This is a genomic window from Kribbella jejuensis (genome assembly GCF_006715085.1).
Lineage (GTDB): Bacteria > Actinomycetota > Actinomycetes > Propionibacteriales > Kribbellaceae > Kribbella > Kribbella jejuensis.
The window spans coordinates 552,988-579,228 of the sequence record NZ_VFMM01000003.1; the positions used below are offsets into that span (position 1 = coordinate 552,988).

31 protein-coding genes are annotated in these 26,241 nt (G+C 68.0%); 19 read left to right on the forward strand and 12 right to left on the reverse strand.

Features of this window, described 5'->3' with window-relative positions:
* Nucleotides 1-6: 6 nt before the first annotated feature.
* Nucleotides 7-1,149 (reverse strand): mandelate racemase/muconate lactonizing enzyme family protein, encoded by a 1,143-nt coding sequence (locus FB475_RS30290; RefSeq protein WP_141860735.1) that lies wholly within the window; start codon nucleotides 1,147-1,149, stop codon nucleotides 7-9.
* A complete protein-coding gene (locus tag FB475_RS30295; RefSeq protein WP_141860737.1) occupies nucleotides 1,146-2,210 on the reverse strand; it encodes a hydroxyacid dehydrogenase in 1,065 nt (354 codons plus the stop codon). Before FB475_RS30295 ends, FB475_RS30290 begins: the two co-directional genes overlap by 4 nt.
* A gap of 95 nt (nucleotides 2,211-2,305) precedes the next feature.
* On the opposite strand from FB475_RS30295, the gene FB475_RS30300 reads away from it, so the two are divergent.
* From FB475_RS30300 to FB475_RS30310, 3 genes are read left to right on the forward strand one after another with little or no spacing between them, the layout of a single operon-like run.
* On the forward strand, nucleotides 2,306-3,193 hold the full coding sequence (locus tag FB475_RS30300; RefSeq protein WP_141860740.1) for a LysR family transcriptional regulator: 888 nt from the start codon (nucleotides 2,306-2,308) through the stop codon (nucleotides 3,191-3,193).
* A gap of 29 nt (nucleotides 3,194-3,222) precedes the next feature.
* A complete protein-coding gene (locus FB475_RS30305) occupies nucleotides 3,223-4,173 on the forward strand; it encodes an SDR family NAD(P)-dependent oxidoreductase (RefSeq protein WP_141860742.1) in 951 nt (316 codons plus the stop codon).
* Between the two features lie 12 nt (nucleotides 4,174-4,185).
* A complete protein-coding gene (locus FB475_RS30310; protein WP_202878606.1) occupies nucleotides 4,186-5,004 on the forward strand; it encodes a putative protein N(5)-glutamine methyltransferase in 819 nt (272 codons plus the stop codon).
* On the opposite strand, the gene FB475_RS37900 is transcribed toward FB475_RS30310, so the two are convergent.
* The 4 genes from FB475_RS37900 to FB475_RS30325 form a co-directional block, all read right to left on the reverse strand.
* The gene (locus tag FB475_RS37900) at nucleotides 4,961-5,878 is read right to left on the reverse strand and encodes a hypothetical protein (RefSeq protein WP_238332529.1); all 918 of its coding nucleotides are present in this window, start codon (nucleotides 5,876-5,878) and stop codon (nucleotides 4,961-4,963) included. The two genes, FB475_RS30310 and FB475_RS37900, sit on opposite strands and share 44 nt — an antisense overlap.
* Complete coding sequence (locus FB475_RS37905) at nucleotides 5,800-6,894, reverse strand: GTP-binding protein (protein WP_238332530.1); 1,095 nt, start codon at nucleotides 6,892-6,894, stop codon at nucleotides 5,800-5,802. The genes FB475_RS37900 and FB475_RS37905 overlap by 79 nt, the downstream gene beginning before the upstream one ends.
* Before the next feature lie 180 nt (nucleotides 6,895-7,074).
* Complete coding sequence (gene pyrH, locus FB475_RS30320; protein WP_141860744.1) at nucleotides 7,075-7,782, reverse strand: UMP kinase; 708 nt, start codon at nucleotides 7,780-7,782, stop codon at nucleotides 7,075-7,077.
* A 14-nt stretch (nucleotides 7,783-7,796) separates the two neighbouring features.
* Nucleotides 7,797-8,432, reverse strand: a complete 636-nt coding sequence (locus FB475_RS30325; RefSeq protein ID WP_202878607.1) for a maleylpyruvate isomerase N-terminal domain-containing protein — start codon at nucleotides 8,430-8,432, stop codon at nucleotides 7,797-7,799.
* Nucleotides 8,433-8,537: 105 nt separating this feature from the next.
* On the opposite strand from FB475_RS30325, the gene FB475_RS30330 reads away from it, so the two are divergent.
* Both FB475_RS30330 and FB475_RS30335 read left to right on the forward strand, forming a co-directional pair.
* Nucleotides 8,538-9,125, forward strand: a complete 588-nt coding sequence (locus FB475_RS30330) for a VOC family protein (protein WP_238332531.1) — start codon at nucleotides 8,538-8,540, stop codon at nucleotides 9,123-9,125.
* Between the two features lie 200 nt (nucleotides 9,126-9,325).
* Complete coding sequence (locus FB475_RS30335) at nucleotides 9,326-10,261, forward strand: small ribosomal subunit Rsm22 family protein (RefSeq protein ID WP_141860750.1); 936 nt, start codon at nucleotides 9,326-9,328, stop codon at nucleotides 10,259-10,261.
* 13 nt (nucleotides 10,262-10,274) lie between these two features.
* Here FB475_RS30335 and FB475_RS30340 read toward each other — a convergent pair whose 3' ends face one another.
* From FB475_RS30340 to FB475_RS30350, 3 genes are all read right to left on the reverse strand, one after another.
* Nucleotides 10,275-11,036: an SDR family NAD(P)-dependent oxidoreductase gene (locus tag FB475_RS30340; protein WP_141861694.1), complete on the reverse strand. Its 762-nt coding sequence runs from the start codon at nucleotides 11,034-11,036 to the stop codon at nucleotides 10,275-10,277.
* A 70-nt stretch (nucleotides 11,037-11,106) separates the two neighbouring features.
* Nucleotides 11,107-11,973 (reverse strand): AraC family transcriptional regulator, encoded by an 867-nt coding sequence (locus tag FB475_RS30345; protein ID WP_141860752.1) that lies wholly within the window; start codon nucleotides 11,971-11,973, stop codon nucleotides 11,107-11,109.
* 73 nt (nucleotides 11,974-12,046) lie between these two features.
* Entirely contained in the window at nucleotides 12,047-12,982 is a 936-nt protein-coding gene (locus FB475_RS30350; RefSeq protein WP_141860754.1) for a helix-turn-helix domain-containing protein, read from the reverse strand.
* Between the two features lie 72 nt (nucleotides 12,983-13,054).
* On the opposite strand from FB475_RS30350, the gene FB475_RS30355 reads away from it, so the two are divergent.
* From FB475_RS30355 to FB475_RS30390, 8 genes are all read left to right on the forward strand, one after another.
* The gene (locus FB475_RS30355; protein ID WP_141860756.1) at nucleotides 13,055-14,005 is read left to right on the forward strand and encodes a saccharopine dehydrogenase NADP-binding domain-containing protein; all 951 of its coding nucleotides are present in this window, start codon (nucleotides 13,055-13,057) and stop codon (nucleotides 14,003-14,005) included.
* A gap of 51 nt (nucleotides 14,006-14,056) precedes the next feature.
* Nucleotides 14,057-15,022, forward strand: coding sequence for an endonuclease/exonuclease/phosphatase family protein (locus tag FB475_RS30360; RefSeq protein WP_141860758.1), 966 nt, complete (start codon nucleotides 14,057-14,059; stop codon nucleotides 15,020-15,022).
* Nucleotides 15,023-15,062: 40 nt separating this feature from the next.
* Nucleotides 15,063-15,506: a helix-turn-helix transcriptional regulator gene (locus FB475_RS30365; protein WP_141860760.1), complete on the forward strand. Its 444-nt coding sequence runs from the start codon at nucleotides 15,063-15,065 to the stop codon at nucleotides 15,504-15,506.
* 10 nt (nucleotides 15,507-15,516) lie between these two features.
* Nucleotides 15,517-15,927 carry a VOC family protein gene (locus FB475_RS30370; RefSeq protein WP_141860761.1) on the forward strand — a complete coding sequence of 137 codons (411 nt, stop codon included), beginning with the start codon at nucleotides 15,517-15,519 and terminating at the stop codon, nucleotides 15,925-15,927.
* Between the two features lie 22 nt (nucleotides 15,928-15,949).
* On the forward strand, nucleotides 15,950-18,307 hold the full coding sequence (locus FB475_RS30375; protein ID WP_141860763.1) for an ATP-binding cassette domain-containing protein: 2,358 nt from the start codon (nucleotides 15,950-15,952) through the stop codon (nucleotides 18,305-18,307).
* Between the two features lie 6 nt (nucleotides 18,308-18,313).
* Nucleotides 18,314-18,781: a MarR family winged helix-turn-helix transcriptional regulator gene (locus FB475_RS30380; RefSeq protein ID WP_238332532.1), complete on the forward strand. Its 468-nt coding sequence runs from the start codon at nucleotides 18,314-18,316 to the stop codon at nucleotides 18,779-18,781.
* Between the two features lie 91 nt (nucleotides 18,782-18,872).
* Nucleotides 18,873-19,217, forward strand: coding sequence for a VOC family protein (locus tag FB475_RS30385; RefSeq protein WP_141860765.1), 345 nt, complete (start codon nucleotides 18,873-18,875; stop codon nucleotides 19,215-19,217).
* A gap of 148 nt (nucleotides 19,218-19,365) precedes the next feature.
* Nucleotides 19,366-20,034 carry an HAD family hydrolase gene (locus FB475_RS30390; protein WP_238332533.1) on the forward strand — a complete coding sequence of 223 codons (669 nt, stop codon included), beginning with the start codon at nucleotides 19,366-19,368 and terminating at the stop codon, nucleotides 20,032-20,034.
* Here FB475_RS30390 and FB475_RS30395 read toward each other — a convergent pair.
* Entirely contained in the window at nucleotides 20,020-20,538 is a 519-nt protein-coding gene (locus tag FB475_RS30395) for a hypothetical protein (protein WP_238332534.1), read from the reverse strand. The two genes, FB475_RS30390 and FB475_RS30395, sit on opposite strands and share 15 nt — an antisense overlap.
* A 102-nt stretch (nucleotides 20,539-20,640) precedes the next feature.
* Here FB475_RS30395 and FB475_RS30400 point away from each other — a divergent pair, with 102 nt between their 5' ends.
* The 6 genes from FB475_RS30400 to FB475_RS30425 all read left to right on the forward strand — a co-directional run bounded on the left by FB475_RS30400 (nucleotide 20,641) and on the right by FB475_RS30425 (nucleotide 24,841).
* A complete protein-coding gene (locus FB475_RS30400) occupies nucleotides 20,641-21,210 on the forward strand; it encodes a TetR/AcrR family transcriptional regulator (RefSeq protein ID WP_141860769.1) in 570 nt (189 codons plus the stop codon).
* A gap of 251 nt (nucleotides 21,211-21,461) precedes the next feature.
* Nucleotides 21,462-22,442: a GlxA family transcriptional regulator gene (locus FB475_RS30405; RefSeq protein WP_141860771.1), complete on the forward strand. Its 981-nt coding sequence runs from the start codon at nucleotides 21,462-21,464 to the stop codon at nucleotides 22,440-22,442.
* Between the two features lie 63 nt (nucleotides 22,443-22,505).
* A complete protein-coding gene (locus FB475_RS30410) occupies nucleotides 22,506-23,327 on the forward strand; it encodes an endonuclease/exonuclease/phosphatase family protein (protein WP_185759503.1) in 822 nt (273 codons plus the stop codon).
* Between the two features lie 63 nt (nucleotides 23,328-23,390).
* Nucleotides 23,391-24,089, forward strand: a complete 699-nt coding sequence (locus tag FB475_RS30415; RefSeq protein WP_141860775.1) for a class I SAM-dependent methyltransferase — start codon at nucleotides 23,391-23,393, stop codon at nucleotides 24,087-24,089.
* Nucleotides 23,983-24,330 (forward strand): GNAT family N-acetyltransferase, encoded by a 348-nt coding sequence (locus FB475_RS38475; RefSeq protein ID WP_141860776.1) that lies wholly within the window; start codon nucleotides 23,983-23,985, stop codon nucleotides 24,328-24,330. Before FB475_RS30415 ends, FB475_RS38475 begins: the two co-directional genes overlap by 107 nt.
* Before the next feature lie 22 nt (nucleotides 24,331-24,352).
* On the forward strand, nucleotides 24,353-24,841 hold the full coding sequence (locus FB475_RS30425; protein ID WP_141860778.1) for a GNAT family N-acetyltransferase: 489 nt from the start codon (nucleotides 24,353-24,355) through the stop codon (nucleotides 24,839-24,841).
* 4 nt (nucleotides 24,842-24,845) lie between these two features.
* Here the strand turns inward: FB475_RS30425 and FB475_RS30430 are convergent, their stop codons facing one another.
* The gene (locus FB475_RS30430; RefSeq protein WP_141860779.1) at nucleotides 24,846-25,259 is read right to left on the reverse strand and encodes an NUDIX hydrolase; all 414 of its coding nucleotides are present in this window, start codon (nucleotides 25,257-25,259) and stop codon (nucleotides 24,846-24,848) included.
* Between the two features lie 26 nt (nucleotides 25,260-25,285).
* Nucleotides 25,286-26,083, reverse strand: a complete 798-nt coding sequence (locus FB475_RS30435) for an LLM class flavin-dependent oxidoreductase (protein ID WP_141860780.1) — start codon at nucleotides 26,081-26,083, stop codon at nucleotides 25,286-25,288.
* Between the last annotated feature and the right edge of the window lie 158 nt (nucleotides 26,084-26,241).

Here is a 26,241-nt window from a genome sequence, read left to right on the forward strand (position 1 = left end):
ATCTCCTCACCGGTAGAGCAGATCGATCGACTCGGCGCGGATGCGCTCCTCGTCGACCTCGACGCCCAGTCCAGGGGCGGTGGGGACCGTCGCGACGGCCTTGGTGATGCTGAGCCCGTCGACGTACAGGTCGGTCAGCAGCTCCGGTCCGTTGAGCTCGGCGGGCAGGGCGAGCTCGAGCTGACTGAACACGTGCAGTGCGGCCGCGAAGGCGACTCCGCAGTCGGTCAGTCCGCTGGCGAGAATCTCCAGGCCGCCGGCGAGCGCGGTCTGGGCGGTCTTGAGGGCGTTCCGCAGGCCGCCGGACTTGCAGACCTTGATCACGACCAGGTCGGCGGCACCGAGGCGGATCGCGCGGGCCAGGTCCGGCGCGGAGAAGCTGCCCTCGTCGATCGCGATCGGCAGGTCGACCAGCTCGCGCAGCCGCTGCATGGCGAGCGTGTCGGTGCTCGGTACTGGTTGCTCGACGCAATGGATCGTGCGGACGTGCCTGGTCCGGTCGAGCAGCCGGCGGAGCGCGGCGGGGCGGTACGACTGGTTCGCGTCCAGCCACAGTGGTTTGCCGTCGGCAACTTCCGCGACGGTCTCGATCGCCGCCGTGTCGGCGTCCAGGTCGCCACCGATCTTGACCTTGTACGCCGCATAGTCCGACGACTGGAGCGCATGATCGCGAACCGCGTCCTGGTCGCCGACGCCGATCGCCGAGCAGAGCGGGATCTCGTCGTACACCTTGCCGCCGAGCAGCGCGTGGACCGGGACGCCGGCGAGCTTGCCGGCCGCGTCGTGCATCGCGACGTCGACGGCGGCGCGGGCGAACGGGAAGCCGTTCGAGACCGCGGGGCTGAGGCGTTTGGCGGCGCGCTGGTGGAAGAGCTCGACGTCGAACGGGGTGAGCTGCAGGAGGATCGGTGTGAGATGGCGGCGGATGACGACGGCCATGGTTTCGGCGGTCTCGTAGCTCCAGCTCGGGAGCGCGCGCTGCTCGCCCCAGCCGACCACGCCGTCCTCCGTCGTGAGCTTCACGAAGATCACCGCACCGGCTTGGTCGGGGGCGGCGTCGGGGGAGCCCACGGCGCCGCTGCCGAGCACGAACTTCCGCGCGAACGGCACCGCCACCGGAAAGACCTCGACCTGCGTGATCCGGCTCATGCCGCGATCGACCAGGTCTTGGGGTCGACGAAACTGGGCCCACGCGTCCCGGCCTCGAGCCAGCTGAGCGCGTCCCGCAGCACGTAGCCGGCGAGCGCCAGATGCCCCTCGGCGGTATCACCTGCGATGTGCGGGGTCAGCAGCAGGTTCTGGGATCTCAGAACGTCTTCGCCAAACGTAGGCGGTTCGGGATCGTAGACGTCGAGCGCTGCGTAGATCCTCCCGCCGACCGCATGCTCGATCAGCGCCTGCTGGTCGATCGCCGGTCCACGCGAGGAGTTCACGACGACCGCACCGTCCGGCAGATTCTCGATCAGGTCGCGGGTGATCATGCCCTTCGTCTCCGGCACGTTCGGCACATGGATACTCAGGAACGCCGCGCTCGCCGCGTCCTCCAGTGTCGTTGTCCGTACGCCGAGCTCCTTTGCCCGCTGGTCGTTCAGGTACGGGTCGTAAACCGCAATGTCACAGCCGAACGGCTTCAACATCGCGATCAACGCGCGGGCCGTACTGCTCGCGCCGACGATTCCGACCTTCGCGCCGGCGAGTTCGTGCCCGCGGTACTCGGTCTGTTTCCATCCACCCGCACGAACCGCCGAGTCGAACCGCGGCAGCCGCCGGCCCAACGTCAACATCGCCCCGAGGCAGTACTCACCCACCGACCAAGCAATCCGAGGCCCCGCCGAAAACACCCCTACGCCCAACTCCAACACCGCCGGATCCACCAAGTTCTTCACCGTCCCCGCCGCATGAGCCACCACCCGAGGCCCCGTCCCCCTAACCCACAGCTCCTTCGCCAACGGCGGCGTCCCCCAACTCGTCAGCAACACGTCAGCGCCCGCAGCCAGCTCCGCCACCGCGCCAGGATCAATCGCGGCCGGCGTACCCGGCCGAGCCGACCCGGCCGGATGTGTCGGGGAGGTGGTGCGGATGGTGTGCTCGGCGGTTGCCCACACGACCTCGAACCGTTCCTGGAGCAGAGTGCGGGTGGCCTGGTCGACTACGTCGGCGGCGCGTTCGGGGGAGAGGAGGGCGGCGAGGCGGGGCTTGCGGGTTGGCACCGGGTGGCTCCTTCGGTCGGGTGTACAGCTGACGGTAGGCGCTTTCCGTTATGCGGGTCCAAGCCCATTTCCGCATGAACCGATACCGTGGCTGCATGGATTTGTCGCTGCAGCAGCTCCGCGGGTTCGTCGCCGTCGCCGAGGAGTTGCACTACGGGCGGGCGGCGCAGCGGCTCAACCTCACGCAGCCGCCGTTGACCCGGCAGATCCAGGGGCTGGAGCGAGCGCTCGACGTACGGCTGTTCGACCGGACCGGGCGAGGCGTACGGCTGACCGCCGCCGGGGGAGTGTTCCTCGAACACGCCCGCCGCGTGCTCGCACTCCTGGAAATAGCACCCGAGGCGACGAAGCGAGCCGCGGACGGCACCACCGGCACGCTCCGCCTCGCGTTCACCGCGATCGGTGCGTACGCCGTACTCGCCGACTTCCTCACCATGGTCGGCAAACGCACCCCAGGCGTGACCGCGGAACTGACCGAGCTCGTCAGCCCGGCGCAGTTCGAGGCGCTGGCCAACCTCGAGATCGACCTAGGCCTGGTCCGGCCGCCCATCCCGGACCGCTTCGAGTCCCTGCTCGTCCATTCAGAAGATCTGGTCCTCGCCGTACCGGCGACCCATCCGCTCGCCACCGGCACCGGACCGGTGTCGCTGGTGGACGCCACCGACGACTACATCGGCTACAGCCCCGAGGGATCGCAGTACCTGCACGACATCTGCGCGGCGATGATCGGCATGGACCGGTACGCCGTCAGTCAGCTCGCCTCCCAGGTGCCGACGATGCTCGCACTGGTCCGCGCCGGCCTCGGCTGCGCACTGGTCCCGCGCTCGATCATGGCGATGCGGGTCGAGGGCGTCCGGTACCGCGAACTCGACGCGGCCGACGCGCATTCAGTCACGCTGCACGCCTGCTGGAGCCCCGACAACCCGAACCCGGCGCTGCAACGCCTGGTCGAGTCACTGCGCACCGATCCGCACTTGACTTAGAGCGAGCTCTAATTCGTACGCTCGGAGACATGAGTGCACAACACAAGATCGGCTCGGGTTTCGGGCACGACAGCACCGCGGACGACGTCCTGGCCGGGATCGACCTGTCCGGCAAGCTCGCGATCGTCACCGGTGGATATTCCGGTCTCGGCCTCGAGACCACGAAGGCGCTGACCAAAGCCGGCGCGCACGTCGTCGTACCGGCGCGTCGGCCCGACGCGGCCCGGGAGGCCCTGGCCGGGGTCGACGACGTGGAGATCGACGAGCTGGACCTCGGCGACCTGGAGAGCGTCCGCGCCTTCGCCGACCGGTTCCTCGCCTCGGGACGGTCGATCGACATCGTCATCGACAACGCCGCGATCATGGCCTGCCCGGAGACCCGGGTCGGCCCGGGCTGGGAGGCGCAGTTCGCGACCAACCACCTCGGCCACTTCGCACTGGTGAATCGGCTCTGGCCGGCGATCGCCGCGGACGGTGGTGGGCGGGTCGTGTCGGTGTCGTCGACCGGACACCGGCGGTCCGACATCCGTTGGGACGACCTCGAGTTCCGCCAGGGGTACGACAAGTGGGCGGCGTACGGGCAGGCGAAGACCGCCAACGTCCTGTTTGCCGTCCAGCTCGATGCCCTCGGCAAAGATTCCGGCGTCCGGGCGTTCGCGCTGCACCCCGGCGGCATCCTGACCCCGCTGCAGCGGTACCTGCCGCGCGAGGAGATGGTCGCCTTCGGCTGGATCGACGAGGACGGCAACGCGCTGAGTCCGCAGTTCAAGTCGCCGGAGCAGGGCGCGGCGACCCAGGTGTGGGCGGCGACGTCGCCGCAGCTCGACGGGCTCGGCGGGGTCTTCTGCGAGGACTGTGAGATCGCGGAGGTGTCGACCGACGACGCGCCGGGCGTGCGGCCGTACGCGATCGACCCGGCGTCGGCGGAGCGGCTGTGGACGGTGTCGGCCGAGCTCACCGGGGTGAACGCCTTCGGATAGAGTCGTCACTTGGTGAACAGTCAGATCGTCGGCGAGATCGTCGACCGCCTGCGCGCGGCGGGTTGCGTGTTCGCGGAGGACGAGGCCGCGCTGATCGTCGAGACGGCGCGCGATGCGGCCGAGGTCGAGGCGATGGTCGCGCAGCGGGTGGCCGGTTCGCCCTTGGAGTACGTCGTCGGCTGGGCCTCGTTCTGCGGGTTGCGGATCGCCGTCGATCCCGGCGTGTTCATTCCGCGTCGGCGGACCGAGTTCCTGATCGCCGAGGCCTTGAAGGTGACCTCTCCGGGTGCGGTCGTCGTGGATCTTGGCTGCGGCTCCGGGGCACTCGGCGCGGCCGTGGCTGCTCAGGTCGAGGTGTCGTTGTACGCCGCCGACGTCGAGCGGGCCGCGGTGCGCTGTGCGCGGCGGAACGTGGCGCCGTACGGCGGGACGGTCTATCAGGGTGACTGGTTCGACGCGCTGCCGGTGGAGTTGCGCGGGCGGATCGACGTACTGCTGGCGAACGTGCCGTATGTACCGACCGACGAGATCCGGCTGCTGCCGCCTGAGGCTCGGCTGTACGAACCGCACGTGACGTTGGACGGCGGGGTGGACGGGTTGGCGAACCTTCGCCAAGTCGTTGCCGGCGCCATCGATTGGCTCGCGGCCGGCGGGCACATGTACGTCGAGATGAGCGATCGACAGGCGCCGCACGCGGAGAGCGTGATGGTCGCGGCCGGCCTCGCTGCCGAGGTCGTCACGGACGACGACCTCGGCGCGAACGTTGTCCACGGCATCAGACCCGGCATCAAACCCGGCGCTGGACGTGCAGCAGGTACTCGCGCCGGTTGAGGGGATCGTGATCGGTGCGCGGACGCTCCGGGACCGCGCCCGTCACCGGTTGGTAGCGTTCGAACGCCGACTGCAGGACGCCTTCGCCACGGGTGAGGGCGGGGAGTTGCTGTTCGAGTTCGTACACGGCGGCCGCGGGGATTTCTCCTTCCAGAATTGAGGTTTCCGCGGCGAGCGCAGGTACTTGTGGGATCGCCCGGAGGCGGGCGAGGGCCGCGAGTACGGCGCGGGTCGTGTCGGTCGGGATCTCCAGCTGGAACCGGTGCAGCGGCTCGTGCACCGTCGTACCGGCCTGCTGGAGCGCGGTCATCAGCACCAGCGGGGTGAGGAACCGGAAGTCGCCGGCGGTGCTCGACATGCTCTTGTCGAAGACGGCGTGCGCGTGACTCTGCCGCGCCGAGTAGCCGGAGTGTGTCATCACCACGCGGGCGTCGGGGATCTGCCAGCCGTGCAGGCCTTGGTGCAGGGTCTCGCGGACGGTTTCCTCGACGGCCTTGATGAACGCGTACGGCATCGATCCGAGTTCGACCTCGAGTTCGAACGTGACGCCCGCGTCCACCGGCGCGGGTTCGACCCGCAGGCCCACCGTGGCGAGGAACGGGTTGGCGTCCTTCTTGTTGAACTCGACCGCGTGTCCGATGCCGTCGATCCGCTCGATGCAGATCGTGGTGGTCTCGCGGAAGTCGACCGCGATCCCGTACTCGGTGGCGAGCGTGGTCTCGATGACCTCCTTCTGTACTTCGCCGTAGAGCGACACGTACGTCTCCTGGCGGAGGTCGTCCTGGCGCAGGTTGATCAACGGGTCCTGCTCGGCGAGCTGGGTGAGCGCGACGCGCAGGTTGCCCTTGTCGGACGGGCGGCGCGGCGTGACCACGGTCTCCAGGGTCGGTGGGGCGAACCTCGCCTGGATGTGTCGGGCTGTTGCCGGGTGGTCGGGGTCGGTGATCGTGTCGCCGATCCGGATGTCGGGCAGGCCCCAGAGTTTGCCGATCTGCCCGGGGCCGAGGCCGTCGCCCGGGTCGCTGTCGCCGTACGTCTGCAGGGCCGTGATCTTGCCGTCGCTGTCGCCGTACCGGACGCGGTCGCGAACGGACGCCGTACCGTCGAAGATCCGTACATAGCGATCTTCTCGCCCGCGGGTCCACGCTCGACCTTGAAGACCGTGCCGTCGAGTGGACCGCCGGTCGAGCGGGCGCGGGGAAGCAGGTCGCGGATGCCGTCGGTGAGAGCGTCGGTGCCGGCGCCGGTGATCGCGGACCCGAAGTAGACCGGGTGGACCAGTGCGCGCCGGGTCTGCTGCGCGAGTACGTCGTGCAGCGCGAGCGGAGCGCCGTCGACGTACCGCTGGAGAAGGTCGTCGTCGTGCTCGGTGAGGACGTCGAGCAGTACGTCGTCCTGCACGATCGGCTTGAACGCCGCCGCCGCGGTGCCGAGGTCGGCGGCCTCACCCATCGGGACGATCCTCGAGGTCAGCTTCTGCGCGATCTGCCGCAGCACACCCTCGTACAGCGCGCCGGCACGGTCGAGTTTGTTGACGAAGATCAGGGTGGGGATGCAGAGACGCTGCAGGGTGCGCATCAGTACGCGCGTCTGCGCCTGCACGCCTTCCACCGCCGAGATCACCAGTACGGCACCGTCGAGCACACCCAACGCCCGCTCCACCTCAGCGATGAAGTCCGGGTGCCCCGGCGTATCGATCAGATTGACCCGCAGCTCGTCGATCGCGAACGTCGCCACCGCCGTCTTGATGGTGATGCCCCGCTGCCGCTCGAGCGCCAACGAGTCGGTCTGGGTGCTCCCGTCATCGACGCTGCCCACCACGTCGATGACACCGGCGGCGTAGAGCAACCGCTCCGTCAGACTCGTCTTCCCGGCGTCAACATGCGCCAAAATCCCAAGATTCAGTACTTCCACGTAGCTTCATGTCCTTAGAACAGGTGAGGTCCGTTTCCACGCAAGACATGAAGCGAGATCGCATGACGGACTCCTATCAATCACCTGTTCTCAGTACGCCCCGAGTACACCAACTCCCTCCGAGACCCCACAAACCATTTAGCCCGGGACTACATGTCAGTTGATGAGCGTTCCTACGGGGGTGCCGGTGGCGATGGTGGTGGCGGCGTGGGGGCGGTCTATGTCGAAGACGTGGAGGGGGAGGTGGTGGTCCCGGGCGAGGATGAAGGCGGACTGGTCCATGACGCCGAGGCCTCGGTCGATCACCTCTTGGTAGCTGAGGTGGTCGAAGCGGGTGGCGTCCGGGTGCTGGTTCGGGTCCGCGTCATACACTCCGTCAGTGCCGTTCTTGGCGACCAGGAGGGCGTCGGCCTGGAGTTCGATCGCTCGCTGGACGGACGGGTAGTCGGTCGTGGTGAACGGCTGACCGTTGCCGCAGGCAAGCAGGACGATCGAGCCCTTCTCCAGGTGCCGCAGCGCCCGGAGGCGGATGTACGGTTCGGCGAGGGTCTCGATCGGGAGCGCGGTCATCAGCCGTACGCCGTGGGCGCCGAGCGCCGCGAGCCGGCCGCGGAGCAGGACCGCGTTGATGACCGTGCCGAGCATGCCGATGTTGTCGGCCTCGACGCGGTCGATACCCCAGTCCTCGGCGCGGTTTCCGCGGAACACGTTGCCACCGCCGATCACCACCGCGACCTGGACACCGGTGGCCCGCAGCGCGATCACCTCGGCGGCGAGATGGGTGAGCCGGTCACTGCTGAAACCGAACTCGTTGGAGCCGGCGATCGCCTGCCCGGACAGCTTGAGCACGAGCCTGCGATACATGCCACTCCATTCGATCAGAAGGCGGTGATGGTTGCCGGCGCACGTTCGGCGCGAGACAGCGCCCGGACCACAGCGGCCGGACCGTGGCGCCGTACCGACAACCGCGTCAGCAGATCTATCACGGAATCGGTCACGTTCACCGGGAACTCGGGGGTGGCCAGGCCCACGCTCACCGCGAGGTCGTCGGCGTGGACGACCAGCTCCATCGTGCGGGTCAGCAGCAGGTCGTCGAGCGTCAGCGACCACGACCCCCAGAAGGCGATCCGCACCGGGCGGTTCGCCGTACCACCGAGGCTCCGGCGGAATTCGCCGAGAACCGCCTCGACCCGATCGGCCAGACTTTCCGCTCCGTCCGCTGCGACCTGTTCGCCACCGCTGCGGATCCGGACGCTGATCTCGTCGTCGAGCGCCGCGTCGATCCACGCCACCCGGGCGTAGTGCTCGAGCACCGGTACGGTCTCCTCGCTCGGCAGCGGCGCCGCGAGGATCTCGGGAACGGCGAGCACCTGGAAGGCCAGATGCCCCGCCAACCCCGCCACGCTGAACTCCGGAAGCGCACTCGGCCGTTCCCAGCTCGCCGCCACAGCCGGCGCACGCAGCAGCCGCGACGCAACCTCAGCCGCAGCAATGAAGTCCTCCCGAACACCCATGCGAGCCATTCTCGCCGAAGAGCCCGAACACCGCCGCCACGCCACAACCTTGCCTGCGGGAACTGTCGGTGGGACGTTCTAGGGTCGATGTCGGAGGTGGACAGGGTGTCTGACGAGGGTTTGGCCGACTGGCGGAAGCTGGCTCAGGCTTGGCATGCACGGTTCCGTACGGCGTCGCTCGCTGAAGGCGCCCGGTTCGCGCAGGCGGTGGGTGACGTGTGCGATGACCCGCGACTTGAAGTGCGTCTCGGCTCGACGTACGTCGACGTCGCGACGCGCGACCCGGCCGCGGCCGGGCGGATCAGCGCACACGCGGCTGAACAGGGGCTCGCCGCCGATCCGGCCGCGGTCGCGCAGCTGGAGATCGCACTGGACACTGCGGAGCTGGTGGAGATCGGGCCGTTCTGGGCGGCAGTGCTGACCGGCAGCGCGGACGCGTTCACCGGCAACGACGTCATCGATCCAAGCGGCCGCGTCGCGAACCTGTGGTTCCAAGGCACGACACCACATGAGCCACCCAGGCAGCGGTTCCACCTCGACCTGTGGGTGCCGCCCGAGGTCGTACCGGCGCGGATCGAGGCGGCACTCGCGGCGGGCGGCAAGGTCGTGTACGACGACGAGGCGCCGGCGTTCACTGTGCTGGCGGATCCGCAGGGGAACAAGGTTTGTTTGTGTACGTCGGAGGGGCGTTGAGATCTGCTAGCGTTTGAAGTGACGCGAGGAGGTGTGTGATGGCTAGGAAGGTTATCCGGTTCCGCGCCGTTCCCTCCTCGACTGCTGCCTGCTGACAGCGTCTTCTCCGGACCGATCGGTGCGTCGCGGCGTCTGGCCGCGGATCACGCACGTCGCTGTGACCGCGACGTGCTCCGTGCCGATCGAACCGGAGCTTCCTCATGTCCTCCGTGGACACCCAACTTCATGCTGCCCTCGCCCGCGCGCTGCACGGCGTACCGCATCACGAACTGCGACGCCGCGTCGACGCCCTCTCCGCCCGGTATCGCAACGAGCAGATCAACGACACGACGCCGGGGATGAGCGACGACCTCGATGCCCTCGCGTACGCCGTGGTCCGCATGCCGGCCACCTACCATGCGATCCACGCCGCACTGGCCGCGGTCGCGCGTCACGTCGACGCGCCGATCAACACTCACCTCGACCTCGGCGGCGGTACCGGAGCCGCAGCGTGGGCCGCCGCCGCGCACTGGCCGGGTCTACGCACCGAGATCGTCGAACGCCAACCGGCCGCCATCCACCTGGGCAAGACCATTGCTGCAGGCAACAAGTGGCGCTGGACCACCGGCGACCTTCGCAAGTGGTCTCCCGGCGGATCAACCGACTTGCTGACCATCGCCTATGTCCTCAACGAACTGACGGACGACGCACGGCGTGCACTGGTCGACGCAGCGGTCCGATGCGCGCAGACGGTGGTCGTCGTCGAACCCGGTACGCCGCGAGGTCATCGCCACATCCTCGAAGCGCGCGACCAACTGCTCGCCCACGGTTTCCGCATCGCCGCGCCTTGCCCGCACGAAGCACCGTGCCCCGCGACCTGGTGCCACTTCGCCACCCGCCTCCCGCGCACCGAACTGCGCCGCCTGCTCAAGAACGGCACCCGCAACTTCGAGGACGAGAAGTTCATGTACGTCGTCGCCACCCACAGCCCGATCCGCACGGCCCCGGCTCGGGTGATCGCCCGCCCGACCACCCCGAAGAACCGCGTCGTACTCGACCTGTGCACGGCGGCCGGCGCGGCGGAGCGGATCGTCGTACCGAAGTCCTCTGAGCTGTACCGGGCCGCCCGCCGTACCAGCTGGGGTGATGCCTGGTAGAGCGGCAACCACGCTAGAGCTCGTACCCGCCGGACGCCTCGATGGTCTGCGCGGTGATCCAACCTGCGTCGGGGGAGCCGAGGAACGCGATCACCTTGCCGACGTCGTCGGCCTCGCCGATCCGGCCGAGCGCGGTGCGTTCGGCGATCGGCGGAATCAGCTCTGGGTACCGCGCGAACGCGTCGTCACCGAGTCGGGTCCGGGTGACGCCGGGCGCGACCGCGTTCACCCGGATGCCGCGGTCGCTGAGCTCCTTGGCGAGGTACCGGGTGAGAACGATCTGGGCGCCCTTGACGCTCGCATAGACGGAGTACCCAGGACTAGGCCGCGCCGACTCGAGCGCCGACGTACTCGTGGTGTAGACGATCGAGCCGTGATCGGCGAGCAGCGGGAGCAGCGTCTGGGTGAGGAAGTACGGACCTCTGAGGTGCACGTCGACCATCTGGTCGAACAGCTCCGCGGTCGTCTCCTCGAACCTCACCGGCGGCTGCCCGACACCGGCATTGCTGACCAGGAAGTCGAACGTCGTCCGGTCCCAGCGCGCGAGTACGTCGGTCAGCGCCCGGCGGAACGCGTCGAAGGTGTCCGACCGCGCGACATCGAGCGGCAGCGCAACCGCCGTACCGCCGTCCTTCTCGATCCGCTTGACCGTCTCCAGGGCGCGTTCGCGGCCGCCGCGGTAGGTGAGAACCACGGCCGTACCGCGTCTCGCCAGTTCGAACGCCGCGCCCTGCCCGATGCCGGAACTTCCGCCGGTGATCACAGCAACCTGCATGATCGTGTACATCTCCTCGTGGGTCTGGAACAGGTACTCGTCCAGTACACGTTCCAGAGCACGGAAGCTGTTAGATCATTGCTGCCACGGACTTGCCTGATCCTGCCTGATCGCGGCTCGGCGGCGTTCCGAACTCGCGCCGATACTCGCGGCTGAACTGGGACGGACTCTCGTACCCGACGGCGTACCCGGCACTCGTCACGTCCTCACCGAGCCCGACCACCCGCAGTCGCGCCTCCTGCAACCGGATCTTCTTCTGGAACTGGATCGGCGTGAGCTCGGTGACGGTACGGAAGTGCCGGTGGAACGCCGACGTACTGAGACCGGCCATGTCGGCCAGGTCGTCGATCCGGAACGGCTCGGCGTAGTGCTCGCGGATCCACCGGATCACCCGAGCGACATGCGACAGGCTGCTGTCGGCGAGGCCGATGTCGCGAACGGCGGCTCCTTGAGTACCGCGCAGCAACCGCCAGAGGATCTCCTGCTGCACCAACGGCGCGAGCACCCGCGCATCGTCCGGCGAGTCGACCAACCGAAGCAGCCGCACGACTGCATCCACCAACTCGTCCGACGCGCGGCTGACCACCAGCCCCCGAACCGGCGCACCGGGCTTGTCGGCCACGTCGAGCAACAACGCCGCGATCGCCTCGGCCCGCAACTCGAGCCCGACCCCGAGACAAGGCTCGTCGACCGATGCCTCGACAAAGTGCCCGGTCACCGGCAACTCCACCGACACCACCAGGTAATCCCCAGCCCCGTACTCGAACACCTCCGAGCCCAACGCCAACCGCTTCCGCCCTTGAGCCACCAACGCAAACGTGGGCGAGGCCAACCCGCTGGTCGGCGGCGTCGTCGCCTCCACCACCGACACCAACAACCCGTCGATCACCGCCTCCCGCCCGGCGGCCCTCAAAATCAACCGCCGCAACTCGTCCATCACTCAGCTCACCACGAGGCCGCAGAATCCGGCGCGGAGATGTCAAGTTCCTGGACGGTCATGGCATCCGACCCTACGCGCTGCGGAACGAACGCCGGTACGCGTTCGGCGGTACGCCGACCACGCGCTGGAAGTGCCGCCGCAACGTGGTCGCGGTCCCGAGTCCGGTGGCGGCGGCGACCTTCTCGATCCCGTCGTCGGTCGATTCGAGCAGTTGCTGCGCGCGGCGTACCCGCTGGGTCAGCAGCCACTGGAGCGGTGTCTGGCCGGTGATCGAACGGAACTGCCGGCCGAGGTGCCTCGGGCTGGTGTTGGCGTGCCGCGCGAGGTCGGTGACCGTCAGCGGCTGGTCCAGCCGCTCCTGCGCCCAGGCCAGCAGTTCGGTGAGCGAATGGTCGCCGCTGACCTGGACCGGAGTCGACACGAACTGCGCCTGACCGCCGGTGCGATGCGGCGGTACGACGAGACGCCGGGCGACGGTGTTGGCGATCGTGGCGCCGTGGTCGAGGTGGACCAGGTGCAGGCAGAGGTCGACCGCGGCGGCCTTGCCGGCTGCTGTCAGAACAGTGCCGTTGTCGGTGTAGAGGACGTCTGGGTCAACATCCGCCTCTGGGTAGGCCGCTTGAAGGTCTGCTGTGTGGGCCCAGTGGGTGGTGGCTCGGCGGCCGTCGAGCAGTCCGGCCGCGCCGAGGACGAAGGCGCCCGTGCAGAGGGAGGCGATGCGCGCCCCAGAACTGTGGGCTGAACGGACGGCGTCTACCAGTTCGGGAGGTGGAGGCTGGTCGGGGTCGGCCAGGGCGGGGACCAGGACCGTGTCGGCGGCGGACAGGTGGTCCAGCGTGTGCGACGGATTGACTGCGAACGGGCCGACTTGAGTGGGGCCGTCGCCGCAGAGGCGTACGTCGTACCACTCGTCGACTCCGACGGGTGGGTTGCCGAAAATCTCGTAGGCGATGCCCAGCTCGAAGTGCAGCAGGTGGCCGGCCGTTGCCAGCGCGACGGTGTGCATGTCCGAAAGTGTACGGACAGCGTCGTTCCGGCCGCTCACACTCGGAGCGGCCGACGCCGCAGACTCGACGGCATGAACGCGATCGTGGTGTACGGCGCCACCGGTCACACCGGCCGGTTCGTCGTCGAGGAACTCCTCCGTCAGAACCTTCCAGCCGCCGTCTCCGGCCGCAACGGGCTCGCTCTCGCCGAACAATGGGGCGGCCTCGACGTACGGCCTGCCGCCGTCGACGATCCGCACGCTCTCGACCGGGCACTGAAGAACGCGGCCGCGGTCGTCAACTGTGCGGGTCCGTTCGCGACGACGGCCGAACCGCTGATCCAGGCCGCCGCGCGGCAACGGATTCCGTACGTCGACGTCGCCGCCGAGATCGAGGCGAACGCAGCCACCCTCGCCCGGCAGAGCACCACGCCGGTCGTCCCCGCGATGGCCTTCTTCGGTGCCCTGGGTGACCTCCTCACCACTGCGATTGTCGATCAGCCCGCGCCGGTGCACGTCGCCTACGGCTTGAGTAGTTGGCATCCGACCCCCGGCACGCGCGTCGCGGGGAAGGTGTCGCACGATCGGCGGGCCGGGCGGCGGGTGCGGTACGCCGACGGGCGATTGCAGTACCACGACGACTCGCCGGTACAGCAAAACTGGACGTTCCCCGAGCCGCTCGGGACGCGCCGGGTGATCGCGGAGTTCAGCATGGCCGACATCGTCACGATCCCGAGCCACCTCGCCGTACCCGAGGTCCGCACCTACATGTCCGTCGAGGCCGCCGGCGACCTGGCGGACGCGGACACCCCGCCGCCACCGCGCGACTCCGACCAGACCTTCGTCGTCGACGTACGGGTAGGGGATGCACGTGCGTCGGCCGCCGGGCAGGACATCTACGCCATCACGGCCCCGCTCGCGGTCGGCGCTGTCCGGCGGATCCTGGCCGGCGAGACCCGCGCGACCGGCGTGGCCTCAGCGGGGGCGATGTTCGACGCCGTCGAGTTCCTCAAGGAGTTACCACTCACGGTCGACCTACCCTGAATCTGAGCAGGTCCAGCCTTCTTATCAGGTTCCGTGACATAGCCTGGGGGTGTGGAGGGGGAACCGCTGGGGCGGCGGTCCGTGGGGATCGTGATCGCCGCATTGTTGCCGTGGGCATGGTTCGTGCTGCGTGACCGGCTCGGTGTAGTCACCGACGTGGTCGCGATCGTGCTGCCGATGCTCGCACTGGTCGTTGCGGTCGGCGTCGGCGCGTACGGCCTGATCGGCCGGCGCCGCCGGGCCGCGATCGCGTTCGCGGTGTCGACGCTGCTGGTCGGGGTCGTCGCGACCTTCGGTCCGTGGATCCCGCACGGCTCCGGCACGGTCGACCCCAGTCGCGCCGTCCGGTTCGCGGCGGCGAACATCGGGATCGGCGAGCTCGAGGGCGCGGACACGCTGCTCGGGCTGAAGGCCGACGTACTGGTGGTGTCCGAGATCGGCGAGCCGCTGACGAACCGGTTGGCGCAGTCGTACCCGAATCACGTGGCCGACTGGAACGGGCCGTCGATCGGCATCTTCAGCCGCTGGCCGTTGACCGTACTCGAGCAGCCGGGACCGGATCTGCCCGGCTTCCTGCTCCGCGTGCAGGCGCCGTCGGGGGACTTCGACCTGATCGCGGTGCATGTCCCGCGGCCGTGGTGGACGGCGGACGGGTCGACGTACGACAAATCGTCCGACAACGGCCAGCCGTACGAGACGACGGTCGCCGGGCATCACCGGCTGATCCAGCAGATCGCGGCCCGTGCCGCGCGGGACGACCGGCCGGTCGTGGTCGCCGGCGACCTGAACACGACCGACCGCGGCCGCGACTACCGGCTGCTCACCGACCACCTGAACGACGCGATGCTCGACCGCTGGGGCCGACCGTCCCAGGTCGCCAAGTGGGCCGCCCTGCTGGTCCGGATCGACCACCTGCTGGTCAAACCCGGGTGGTGCTCGGACAACAGCGGCTGGTACCCGATCCCGAGCTCCGACCACCACGGCCTGGTCGCGACGATCGGGCCCTGCCGATCATGAGTGCTCGATCGGCCGCGGTTGATATGGCAGGATCTCTACCGTGAGTAGCGGGACGACGGATGCGCAGCGCCTGGAGGACCTGGCGCGGCTGCGGCGCGTGAAGGACCGGATCGACCGCGAGTACGCACAGCCGCTCGACGTCGAGGCGCTCGCCCGGGGTGCGCACATGTCGGCCGGGCACCTGAGCCGCGAGTTCAAGCGCGCTTACGGAGAGTCGCCGTACGGGTATCTGATGACGCGGCGAATCGAGCGCGCGATGATGCTGCTGCGGCGCGGCGGGATGAGTGTCACCGACGTCTGCTTCGAGGTCGGCTGCCAGTCGCTCGGCACGTTCAGCACCCGGTTCACCGAGCTGGTCGGGATGCCGCCGAGCGTCTACAAGGACGCCGCCGCCGACGCCACCGTCGGAATTCCGTCGTGTGTCGCGAAACAGGTGACGCGACCGATCAGGAATCGAGAAGCATCTCCGGCCTCCGGCACGTAGCGTGACCCGCATGAGCCTGAAGATCCTGAACAGCTTCCTGCCGCACACCGACCCCGAGCAGTCGCTGAAGTTCTACCGCGACCTGCTCGGCTTCGAGGTCCGGATGGACGTCGGCTACGAGGGGATGCGCTGGATCACGGTCGGACCGCCCGGCCAGCCGGACACCTCGATCGTGCTCACCCCGCCGGCCGTCGACCCGGGGATCACCGAAGAGGAGCGGCGAACGATCTTCGAGATGATGGCCAAGGGCACGTACGCCACCGTGGTGCTGCAGACCGACGACGTCGACGCCCTGTTCGACCGGCTGCAGGCCAGCGACGCCGAGGTGATCCAGGAACCGGTCGACCAGCCGTACGGCGTCCGCGACTGCGCGTTCCGGGACCCGGCCGGCAACCACGTCCGGATCAACCAGGCCCGCTGAACTTCTTCGGGGAGAGGACGACATGAGCCGCGAACACGTTGCCGACAGCCACGACATGATCCGGGTCACCGGTGCCCGGGTGAACAACCTGAAGGACGTCAGCGTCGAGATCCCGAAACGCCGGCTGACCGCGTTCACCGGGGTATCCGGGTCGGGCAAGAGCTCGCTCGTGTTCGGCACCATCGCGGCCGAGTCGCAGCGGCTGATCAACGAGACGTACAGCGCGTTCGTCCAGGGCTTCATGCCGTCGCTCGCGCGGCCCGAGGTCGACGTACTCGACGGCCTCACCACCGCGATCATCGTCGACCAGGAGCGGATGGGCGCCAACCCCCGGTCCACGGTCGGTACGGCGACCGACGCGAACGCGATGCTCCGGATCCTGTTCAGCCGGATCGCAAAGCCACACATCGGCCCGCCGACGGCGTACTCGTTCAACGTTCCGAAGCGCACCGCGACCGGCTCGATGACCGCGGACAAGGGTGCGGGGGAGAAGAAGGTCGTCCGGGAGGCCGTGTACGCCGGCGGGATGTGCCCACGCTGCGAGGGCATGGGCTCGGTCACCGACTTCGACCTGACCGCGCTGTACGACGCCGAGAAGTCCCTGGCCGAGGGCGCGCTGACGATCCCCGGCTACAGCATGGACGGCTGGTACGGGCGGATCTTCCGCGGCTCCGGCTACTTCAACATGGACAAGCCGATCAAGAAGTACACCAAGAAGGAACTGCACGACCTGCTGTACCGGGAGCCGACCAAGATCAAGGTCGAGGGCATCAACCTCACCTACACCGGCATCATCCCGTCGATCCAGCGCTCGCATCTGTCCAAGGACGTGGACGCGATGCAGCCGCACGTGCGGGCGTTCGTGGAGCGCGCGGTGACGTTCACGACCTGCCCGGACTGCGAGGGCACCCGGCTCGGCGCCGAGGCCCGCTCGTCGAGGATCAACGGGATGAACATCGCGGACCTGACCGCGATGCAGATCACCGACCTGGCCGCCTGGATCCGTTCGCTGAAGGCGCCTTCGGTCGCGCCGCTGCTGAAGGCGCTGGGCGAGACCCTGCAGTCGTTCGTCGACATCGGCCTCGGGTATCTCTCGCTCGACCGGCCGGCCGGGACGCTGTCGGGCGGTGAGGCGCAGCGGACCAAGATGATCCGGCACCTCGGGTCGTCGCTGACCGACGTGACGTACGTGTTCGACGAGCCGACGATCGGTCTGCACCCGCACGACATCCAGCGGATGAACGAGCTGCTGCTGCAGTTGCGCGACAAGGGCAACACGGTGCTTGTCGTCGAGCACAAGCCGGAGACCATCGCGATCGCGGACCACGTGATCGACCTCGGCCCGGGCGCGGGCTCGGCCGGAGGCGAGGTGGTGTTCGAGGGAACCGTCGACAAGCTGCGGACCAGCGACACGCTGACCGGGCGGCACCTCGACGACCGCGCTTCGCTCAAGCCGTCGGTCCGGACGGCGTCGTCGGTGCTGGAGGTCCGCGGGGCCTCGCTGAACAACCTGCAGAACGTGGATGTCGACGTACCGCTCGGGGTGCTGACCGTCGTCACCGGCGTCGCGGGGTCCGGGAAGAGTTCGCTGATCCACGGGTCGATCGCGGGCCGCGACGGTGTGGTGGCGATCGACCAGGGCGCGATCCGCGGATCCCGGCGGTCGAACCCGGCGACGTACACCGGTCTGCTCGAGCCGATCCGGAAGGCCTTCGCCAAGGCGAACGGCGTGAAGCCGGCGCTGTTCAGCGCGAACTCCGAGGGCGCCTGCCCGGCGTGCAAGGGCGCGGGCGTGATCTATACCGAGCTCGGCGTGATGGCGACCGTCGAGCAGACGTGTGAGGAGTGCGAGGGGCGGCGGTTCCAGGCCGCCGTACTGGAGTACAAGTTCGGCGGTCGCGACATCGCCGAGGTTCTGGCGATGCCGGTCTCGGAGGCGTTGCCGTTCTTCGCCGAGGGCGACGCGCGGACGCCGGCCGCGTCGGCGATCCTGGGACGGCTGGCGGACGTCGGGCTCGGGTACATCTCGCTCGGCCAGCCGCTCACCACGCTGTCCGGCGGCGAGCGGCAGCGACTGAAGCTGGCGACCCACATGGGCGAGAAGGGCGGCATCTACGTCCTCGACGAGCCGACGACGGGCCTGCACCTGGCCGACGTCGAGCAGCTTCTCGCCCTGCTCGACCGGTTGGTGGATTCCGGTAAGTCGGTGATCGTCATCGAGCACCACCAGGCGGTGATGGCACACGCGGATTGGATCATCGATCTCGGTCCGGGCGCCGGGCACGACGGGGGCAGGATCGTTTTCGAGGGCACGCCCGCCGACCTGATCAAGAAGCCGAAGACGCTGACCGGTAAGCATCTCGCGGAGTACGTCGCGTGAGTCGTCGTGACTGAGGACATGCTCGACGACGCCGGTCAGGAGACGCCGGAGCGGCTCCGGCGGCGGGCCAGCCGGCTGCTGTCGCATGTGACCATGCAGTCGGATCGGCTGGTGACCGACGGGCTGGCGAAGGTCGATGCCCGGCGGTGGCACTACGCGGTGCTCGCCTCGCTGGAGGAGTTCGGTCCTGGTAGTCAGGCGACGTTGAGCCGGCGTACCGGCATTTATCGCAGCGACATGGTCGGAGTACTGAACGAGTTGGCGGAGCGTCACCTCGTCGAGCGCGCGCCGGATCCGGGCGACCGGCGGCGCAACGTCATCACGATCACTGCCCAGGGGCGCCGTCAGCTGGGGCGGCTCGACAAGGTGCTCGACGACCTGCACGAAGAGCTGCTCGCGCCGCTGCTCCCGGCCGAACGGGAACAGCTCATGGACCTGCTCACCCGGCTCGCCGACCATCACCGCGGCAACTGATCAGGAATCGAGAAGCAGCCGGTACGGGTGCGGAAATAGCGTTGAGTCATCGGAAGTCAGGGGCTGCGGCCCAGAAACAGGAGATGACGAAATGACCAGCACGCAAGGTGTCCAGACGATCCTGCACCCGGTGACCGACCTCGAGAAGGCCAAGCCGGTGTACGCCGCGCTGCTCGGCGTCGAGCCGGTCGCGGACTCGCCGTACTACGTCGGTTTCGAGGCCGCCGGGCAGCAGATCGGCCTGGTACCGAACAGCGACATGACCGCGCCGGTCGCACACTGGCACGTGACCGACATCGAGGACCGGATCAAGGCGATCGTCGAGGCCGGCGGCACCCTGAAGCAGCCACCGCGCGACGTCTCCAACGGCCGCCTGGTAGCCCTCGTCACCGACCCCGACGGCAACGTCCTCGGCCTCCTCCAAGACCCCTCCTGATGTGCAACCTCCCCCCGGAGATCCGCGCCGCGCTGTACGGGATTCCCGAGGACGCCGACGTACCGGACGAGTCGGCTGACGATTGCGCGGAGGACCTCGACTCCTGGGAGACTGTGTGAGTGCCGGCGGGTTGTCTCAGGCTGGTCCTGTGACAGCCCGCCCGTCCGAGGTGGTGCTGATGCCGATCGAGCACGTGTTGTTCGATGCTGATGGGGTGCTGCAGGAGTTGCCGGGTGGGTGGTATTCGGCGATGGAGCCGTATCTGGGGGAGCGGGCGCGGGAGTTCTTGCACGAGACGTGGAAGGACGAGTTGCCGATGCTCGCGGGGCAGGGCGACTACCTGCCGGTGCTGGCGGCGACGTTGGAGCGGTACGGCGTACGGACACCGGTGACCGAGGTGTACGACGCCGTGTGGAAGAACATCGTGCTGATCGAGGAGTCACTCGAGATCGTGCGGACACTCCGGCGGAACGGGTACGGCGTACACCTCGGCACGAACCAGGAGTCGTACCGCGGGACGCACATGCGCACCGTGCTCGGGTACGACGAACTCTTCGACGTGAGCTGCTACTCCTACGACCTCGGCGTCGCCAAACCCAACCCCGAATTCTTCACCCGCGCCGCGGCCCGCATCGGCGCCCACCCCAGCACCATCCTCTTCATCGACGACAACCCCCACAACATCACCGCCGCCCGCACCGCCGGCCTCAAAGCCGAACAATGGACCTTCCCCCAAGGCCTCCCCACCCTCCACACCACCTTCGCCGCCCACGGCGTGGACGCTGGCCCGGCTTCCCCGTTTTCAGACGTGAGTTAGGGGAGTGGTTCGGGTGAGGCGGGTTGCGGAGATGAGGAAGAAGATGCCGCCGAGGAGGGCGTAGCCGGCGACGGTTCGGAGGGAGGGGTTTGAGCCCGCCATTGCGATGAAGCTGGTGCCGGCGAGTACGGAGATGGCGCCGGCGAGGATCATCGGCCATTGGGCGCCGAGACGGTAGCGCAGTACGGCGACCACTAGTTGCACGATTCCTGCGGTGATCGCCCACGCGCCCCAGATGCGTAGTACACCGGGGATTCCGGATGCGACGGCCAGTGCGATCGCGGCGAGCAGGCTGAGGGCCATGTTCACGTAGAGCGGGGACTTCGGGCGGGCGTTGCCCGACGTACGGAAGTCGACCACGGCCGCGGCGACGTCGAACAGCGGGTAGAGCACGAGCAGCACGGTCACTCCGGGGCTGATCGACTTCGCGACGGCCAGCGTCAGCGCGGCCCAGACGAGGGCGAATCCGAAGCGGACGAAGTACAACGTTCGCAGTGCCTTCACGGCAGCATCTCCAGTAGATAGAACGATCGGTCTACCTCGGAGTCTGCGCCAACAAACGCAAAGACGTCAAGACCGACCGTTCTATCTGCTACCGTCGACGACATGTCGGAAGCGCGGATGCGGCTGCTCAGCACGGCCACCGGACTCTTCTACGCCGAAGGCATCCACGCGGTCGGCGTCGACCGGGTGATTGCCGAGGCGCAGGTCACGCGCGCCACGCTGTACCGGCATTTCCCGAGCAAGGACGACCTGATCGTCGCGTACCTGACCCAGGCCGACGACACGATCCGCGAGCGAGTGGACGCCGCACGAGCCGGCCACACTGACCCTGACGACGTGATCCGCGCGGTCGCCGAGTTCATCGCGGCCGACATCCGGAGCCCCGGTTTCCGCGGCTGCGCCTTCCTCAACGCCGCCGCGGAGTACCCGGACCCGGAGTTCCCGATCCACCAGGCCGTACTCAAGCACCGCCAGTGGTTCCTCGACACGATGACCGAACTCTTCGCCGCCACCGGCAAACCGGACGCCGAACCCGCCGCCCGCCACTTCGTCATGCTCCGCGACGGCGCCATGGCCGCCGGCTGCCTGACCGACCCCGAACCGATCTGCGCCACCTTCCTCCGCGGCGTCGACGGCCTCCTGACCTACCGATCAGCCCTAGACGAAGCCTGACAACCACCTCGCGCCTCGCCCTGATGAGGCGCGCGCCGATCCCAGCGCCCCGTGGCGTCTCGTCCGCGGTGACGCGCCGCGCCCAGCGGTCGACGTCAGGACCGAGGAGGCGCTGGGTCAGTAGGCCCATTGCGACGAACAGGCCGATCCCACCGGCCGTGAATAGGACGTTGAGCACCATGTCCCCATCGTCCGGACTGTCCACGCTCCATGACAGTGGCAAGAATGCCCGTCTGCGATAGATTCTCGCCATGCACCGGATCGCGGTTGTCGTGGTGGACGGGATCCACAGCTTCGACCTGGCGATGCCGTTGCAGGTGTTCAGTACGGCGCACTCGCTCGACACGGAGCCGGGCGAACTGTTCGGTCCGCGGCTGTACGACATCCATGTCTGCGGCAACGGTCGGGACCTGCTCGTGGCCGGTGTCGGCGGCGTCGAGATGTACCGGATGACGCCGCCGTACCCGTTGGCCGACGCGCTCACCGCTGACACCATCGTCGTGATCGGCGCCCCGCGTGACCCCGAACCGTTGGCGGAAGGGCTGGAGCTGCTGCGCGAGGCACATCGTCGCGGGATCAGGATCGCTTCGATCAGCACCGGAGGTGCGTGGGTGATGGCAGCGTCCGGCCTGCTCGACGGCCGGCGGATGGCGACACACTGGTCCCGCGCGAACGTGCTGGCCGAACGTTATCCACAGGTCCACGTGGACACCGACGTACTGTTCATCGACCACGGCGACGTCCTGACCTCGGCCGGCGCGGCCAGTGGCATTGATATGTGCCTGCATATGATCCGTCAGGACTTCGGCTCCGCCGTCGCCGCGGACGTCGCCCGGCACATGGTCGTACCGCCGCAGCGCGACGGGGGACAGGCGCCGTACATCGCGCACCCCGACCCCGGCGACGACCACGGATCGCTCGAGCCGGCGATGCGGTGGCTGCGGGAACGGCTGGGGGAGCAGGTGACGTTGGCGGAGATCGCCTCGTACGTCGGTACGAGCCCGCGCACGGTGAACCGCCGATTCCGCGAACAGACCGGCACCACGCCACTGCAATGGTTGTTGCGGCAGCGGGTGTACCGCGCGCAGGAGTTGCTCGAGACAACGGATCTGCCGATCGAGGAGATCGCGCGGTACTGCGGGTTCGGTACGTCGATCGCGATGCGCCAGCACTTCGCGAAGCACATCAAGACCTCGCCGACGGCGTACCGGCGTACGTTCCGCGCGTTCTGAGTGGCCGGTTGCCTTGCGAGGTGCTGGGTACCAGTGATGCGCAGCCGAGCCGAAGGAGCAGCCGTGGTCGACCCTCAGCTTCGTGCGATGACCTGGAACATCTGGTGGCGTTTCGGTCCCCGCTGGCAGGAGCGGCAGTCCGGGATCCTCGCGACCCTCGAGCGGTTCACTCCGGACGTGATCGCGCTGCAGGAGGTCTGGGCCACGGATGCGACCACGCAGGCCGACGAGTTCGCCGACAAGCTTGGATTCCATGCGGTGTTCGCGTCACCGTCGTACCCGCGGACGCCGGAGCCGGTCATGACGCCCGACCACGACGGCGTACGGCTGGGCGTCGCGTTGCTGAGCCGATGGCCGATCCTCGAACACGAAGCGATTCCGCTGCCGGCCCGCCATCGTTCGTGGGATCCCGTCGCGCTGAAGGCGCGGGTGGCTCATCCGGCCGGGCCGTTGCCGATCGTCGTGGCCTGTATGGAACACGCGACGACCTACAGCGACGACCGGAAGGCGCAGGCCGCGCTGCTCGCCGACCTCGGCACCGATCCCTCCACCGACGGTCCCTGCCCGTCGATCGTGATGGGCGACCTGAACGCCGCGGCGGACAGCGCCGTACTGCGTCCGCTCCGGGACGTGATGATCGACGCCTGGCTGGCCGGAGGCGGCGCGGCTGATGCGGTGACGCTGCCGTCGACCCATCCGTCCGCTCCGCTCGCGGCCGGTCCGGAACTCGTCGACCAGCGCATCGACCACATCTTCTACCGGCCCGGCCACGAGGATCAGCTCGTCAACGTCGAGTCGGCGGTACTCGCGGGTGACGCTGTCGACGGCACGTTCCCGTCCGATCATAGGGGCGTGGTCTGCGACTTCCGCTGGCGTGAACGCTGAACAATCCCACGAGCCGTGACGTCGTACTGATCGTTGTCCTACCGCGGTAGAAGGAGCGATTGGATGCCGAAGACCGACTACGACGAATTCGCCGCGGCGTACTCCGCCGACAACGAGGTCAACCTCCTCAACGGCCACTACGAACGACCCGCGATGCTGGACCTCGCAGGCGACGTGGACGGGCGCCGGATCCTCGACGCCGGCTGTGGCTCCGGTCCGTTGTCCGCGGCGCTCCGCGATCGGGGTGCGATCGTGAGCGGCTTCGACCTGAGTGCGTCGATGCTCGAACTGGCGCGGCGCAGGCTGGGTGACGACGTCGACCTTCAGGTTGCCGACCTGGCCAAGCCGCTGCCGTACGACGATGCCGCCTTCGACGATGTTGTCGCCTCTCTTGTCCTGCACTATCTGAAGGACTGGACGGGACCGCTCGCCGAACTCCGCCGCGTACTGAAGCCAGGCGGCCGGCTGATCCTGTCGCTCAATCACCCGTTCGTCTATACGGCGCTGAATCCTGACGGCAAGTACTTCGACGTCGCCGAGTTCTCGTTCGACGCCGAGCATGCCGGTCGGACCGTCACGTACACGATCTGGCACCGGCCGATCCACGCGATGTCCGACGCGTTCACGCAGGCAGGTTTCCGCATCTCGACAATCAGTGAGCCACCGATCTCTGCGGATACACCGCTCGAACTGCGCCCCGAGGGCGTGCCACATCCGGCCCGATTCATCAGCTTCATCTTCTTCGCACTCGAGGCGTGCTGAATGGACATCCGTATTGCCAACGGTCACCAACCGGCGCTCGGCCGACATTCAGAGCGTGTTCGTCGTACCTGAGGAACGTGGGAAGGGGATTGGTTCGGCACTCGTCCGAGCCGCTGCCGATTACGCGTTCCAGCTCGGGGCCGGTCATGTGACGGTTCATTCCGGGCGTAAAGCCGTAGCTGTGTACGAGAGGCTCGGGTTCGCGTCGTCCCGGCAACTGCTGCAGAAAGAATTCAGGTAGACACGGGTTCTAGGCTTTGGATATGGCCGAGGTTGTGGTTCCGCTGACCGTGCGCGATCTCACCGAGGACGATCTGCCAGCCTGCAGCTGGTACGGGAATGCGACGGCGCTGGCGGCTGTAGCTGAGGCGATCCGGCGTAGGCGTCGTGGTGAAGTCGACTACCTCGCGGTCTGCACACCGTCGGGTCTACCGGTGGCCGTCGGGGGAGCGGACTATACGAAACCACCTGGCGCAGCGACCATCTGGCAACTATCAGTCCAGGCAGAACTACGCTCGTGCGGCATCGGCACCCTACTCATCAACGCCTTGGAACAACGAATCCGCGCCCGGGGCCTGCACTGGGCCGAACTAGGCGTCGACGACAACCGCTCCCGTCCGCGCGCCTTGTACGAGCGCCTGGGCTACGTCGTCAGCGGCACCGAACCCGGTGCATGGGACGAGGAAGGCCCCGACGGCACCATAACCCGCTACGAAACCCGAATAACGCTCCTCCGCAAGCAACTGCTCTGAGGGCTCAACGGTTCGCAGCGGTTGCTGTTTGGACGGCGGACAGGATGTTCGACAGGCCGGCTGGATTGGCCAGCTTCAGGTCGGCGAGATCGGTGGGGTGGAACCAGCGGAGGTCGTCGTGCTCGTCGGGCTCGGCGTTGACGGGCTCGCCGTCCCAGCGGGTGACGACGAACGCGTACATGTGCAGCGCCGGGTCGCTGATCGTCATCGGGAACGGTACGGCGTCATGGATGTGGACGCCGAGTTCTTCCAGGCATTCCCGGCGTACCGCCTGGTCAGGTAACTCGCCGGCGTCGACATGCCCGCCGACCAGGTCCCAGCAATCGGGATAGTTCTGGCGCGCCGGGTGGCGATGCACCAGGAGCACCAGACCGTCCCGTACAAGAGCAGCGACTGCGATCGGGATCTGGGCAACCATGCCGGAACTCTAGGGGCCCTTCCTGCCTACTGTCCGGCGAGCTTAGCCACGACCGGTGCGAGGGTGTCGGCGAAGTCGGCGCCGATGACGAAGTACGAGAAGCCGATCTCCTCACGCCGGCGTTCGATCTCCTCGGCGGCCGCGGCGGGATCACTCGGAAGGATGACGAGCGAGTCGGCCGTGCGCAGCGCCGCGGTGTCGAGGTCGGGCGGCGCCATGAACGGCGCGACCCCGTCACCGACGGCGGCGATGTGCTGGGAGAGTTCGATGTCCCGGCTGGTCGAAAACCCGCGGACCATCTTCGTGGTTTCCGCCCGGTCGTTGTCCGGTCCGAGTACGAACGTGACCGCGTCAGCGACCTCGAGCGCCAGCGCCTGCGACTTCGGCCCGGCGACCGCCATGACAACCGGCGTGTGCAGCTCGGATCCGTCGAACGTACGCAGCTGCTCGACGGTCTCGCGCATCCTCGTGCGACGCTCAGCGGGGGAGACGGCGGGCAGTCCCAACTCCACCTCGATCCCGGGGCGCCCGGCGCCGATGCCCATCTCGAAGCGACCGTCCGTAAGTACTGAAAGCGAGTGCGCCTCCCACGCCATACTCAACGGCTCACGCAGCGCCGCCGCGTACACCCACGACCCGACCCGCAGATCAGTCAACGCAGCCGCGGTCGCCAGCGTAGGCGCAAGTGCAGGCTGCCACGTGGGTACGTCGGGCATCAACAACGTCGAGTACCCGAGATCAGCGATCCGCCGCACCCGATCCCGCCACGCCGGCAGCTCCGAAGTAATCGGCGCAACAACCCCAAACCGAAACGCTCGCGTCATCACACTTCTCCTCAACTCTTGAACCCATATCCGGCTCTTCAACCACTCAACGAACCAACCACGCTTCATCCGACAACCGCGGTACAACCTGTGAGTGTGCCAGGCTGACAACTGTGAAAGGTTCCTTCCCAACCGGCGCCCCAGTCTGCATTCGAGAC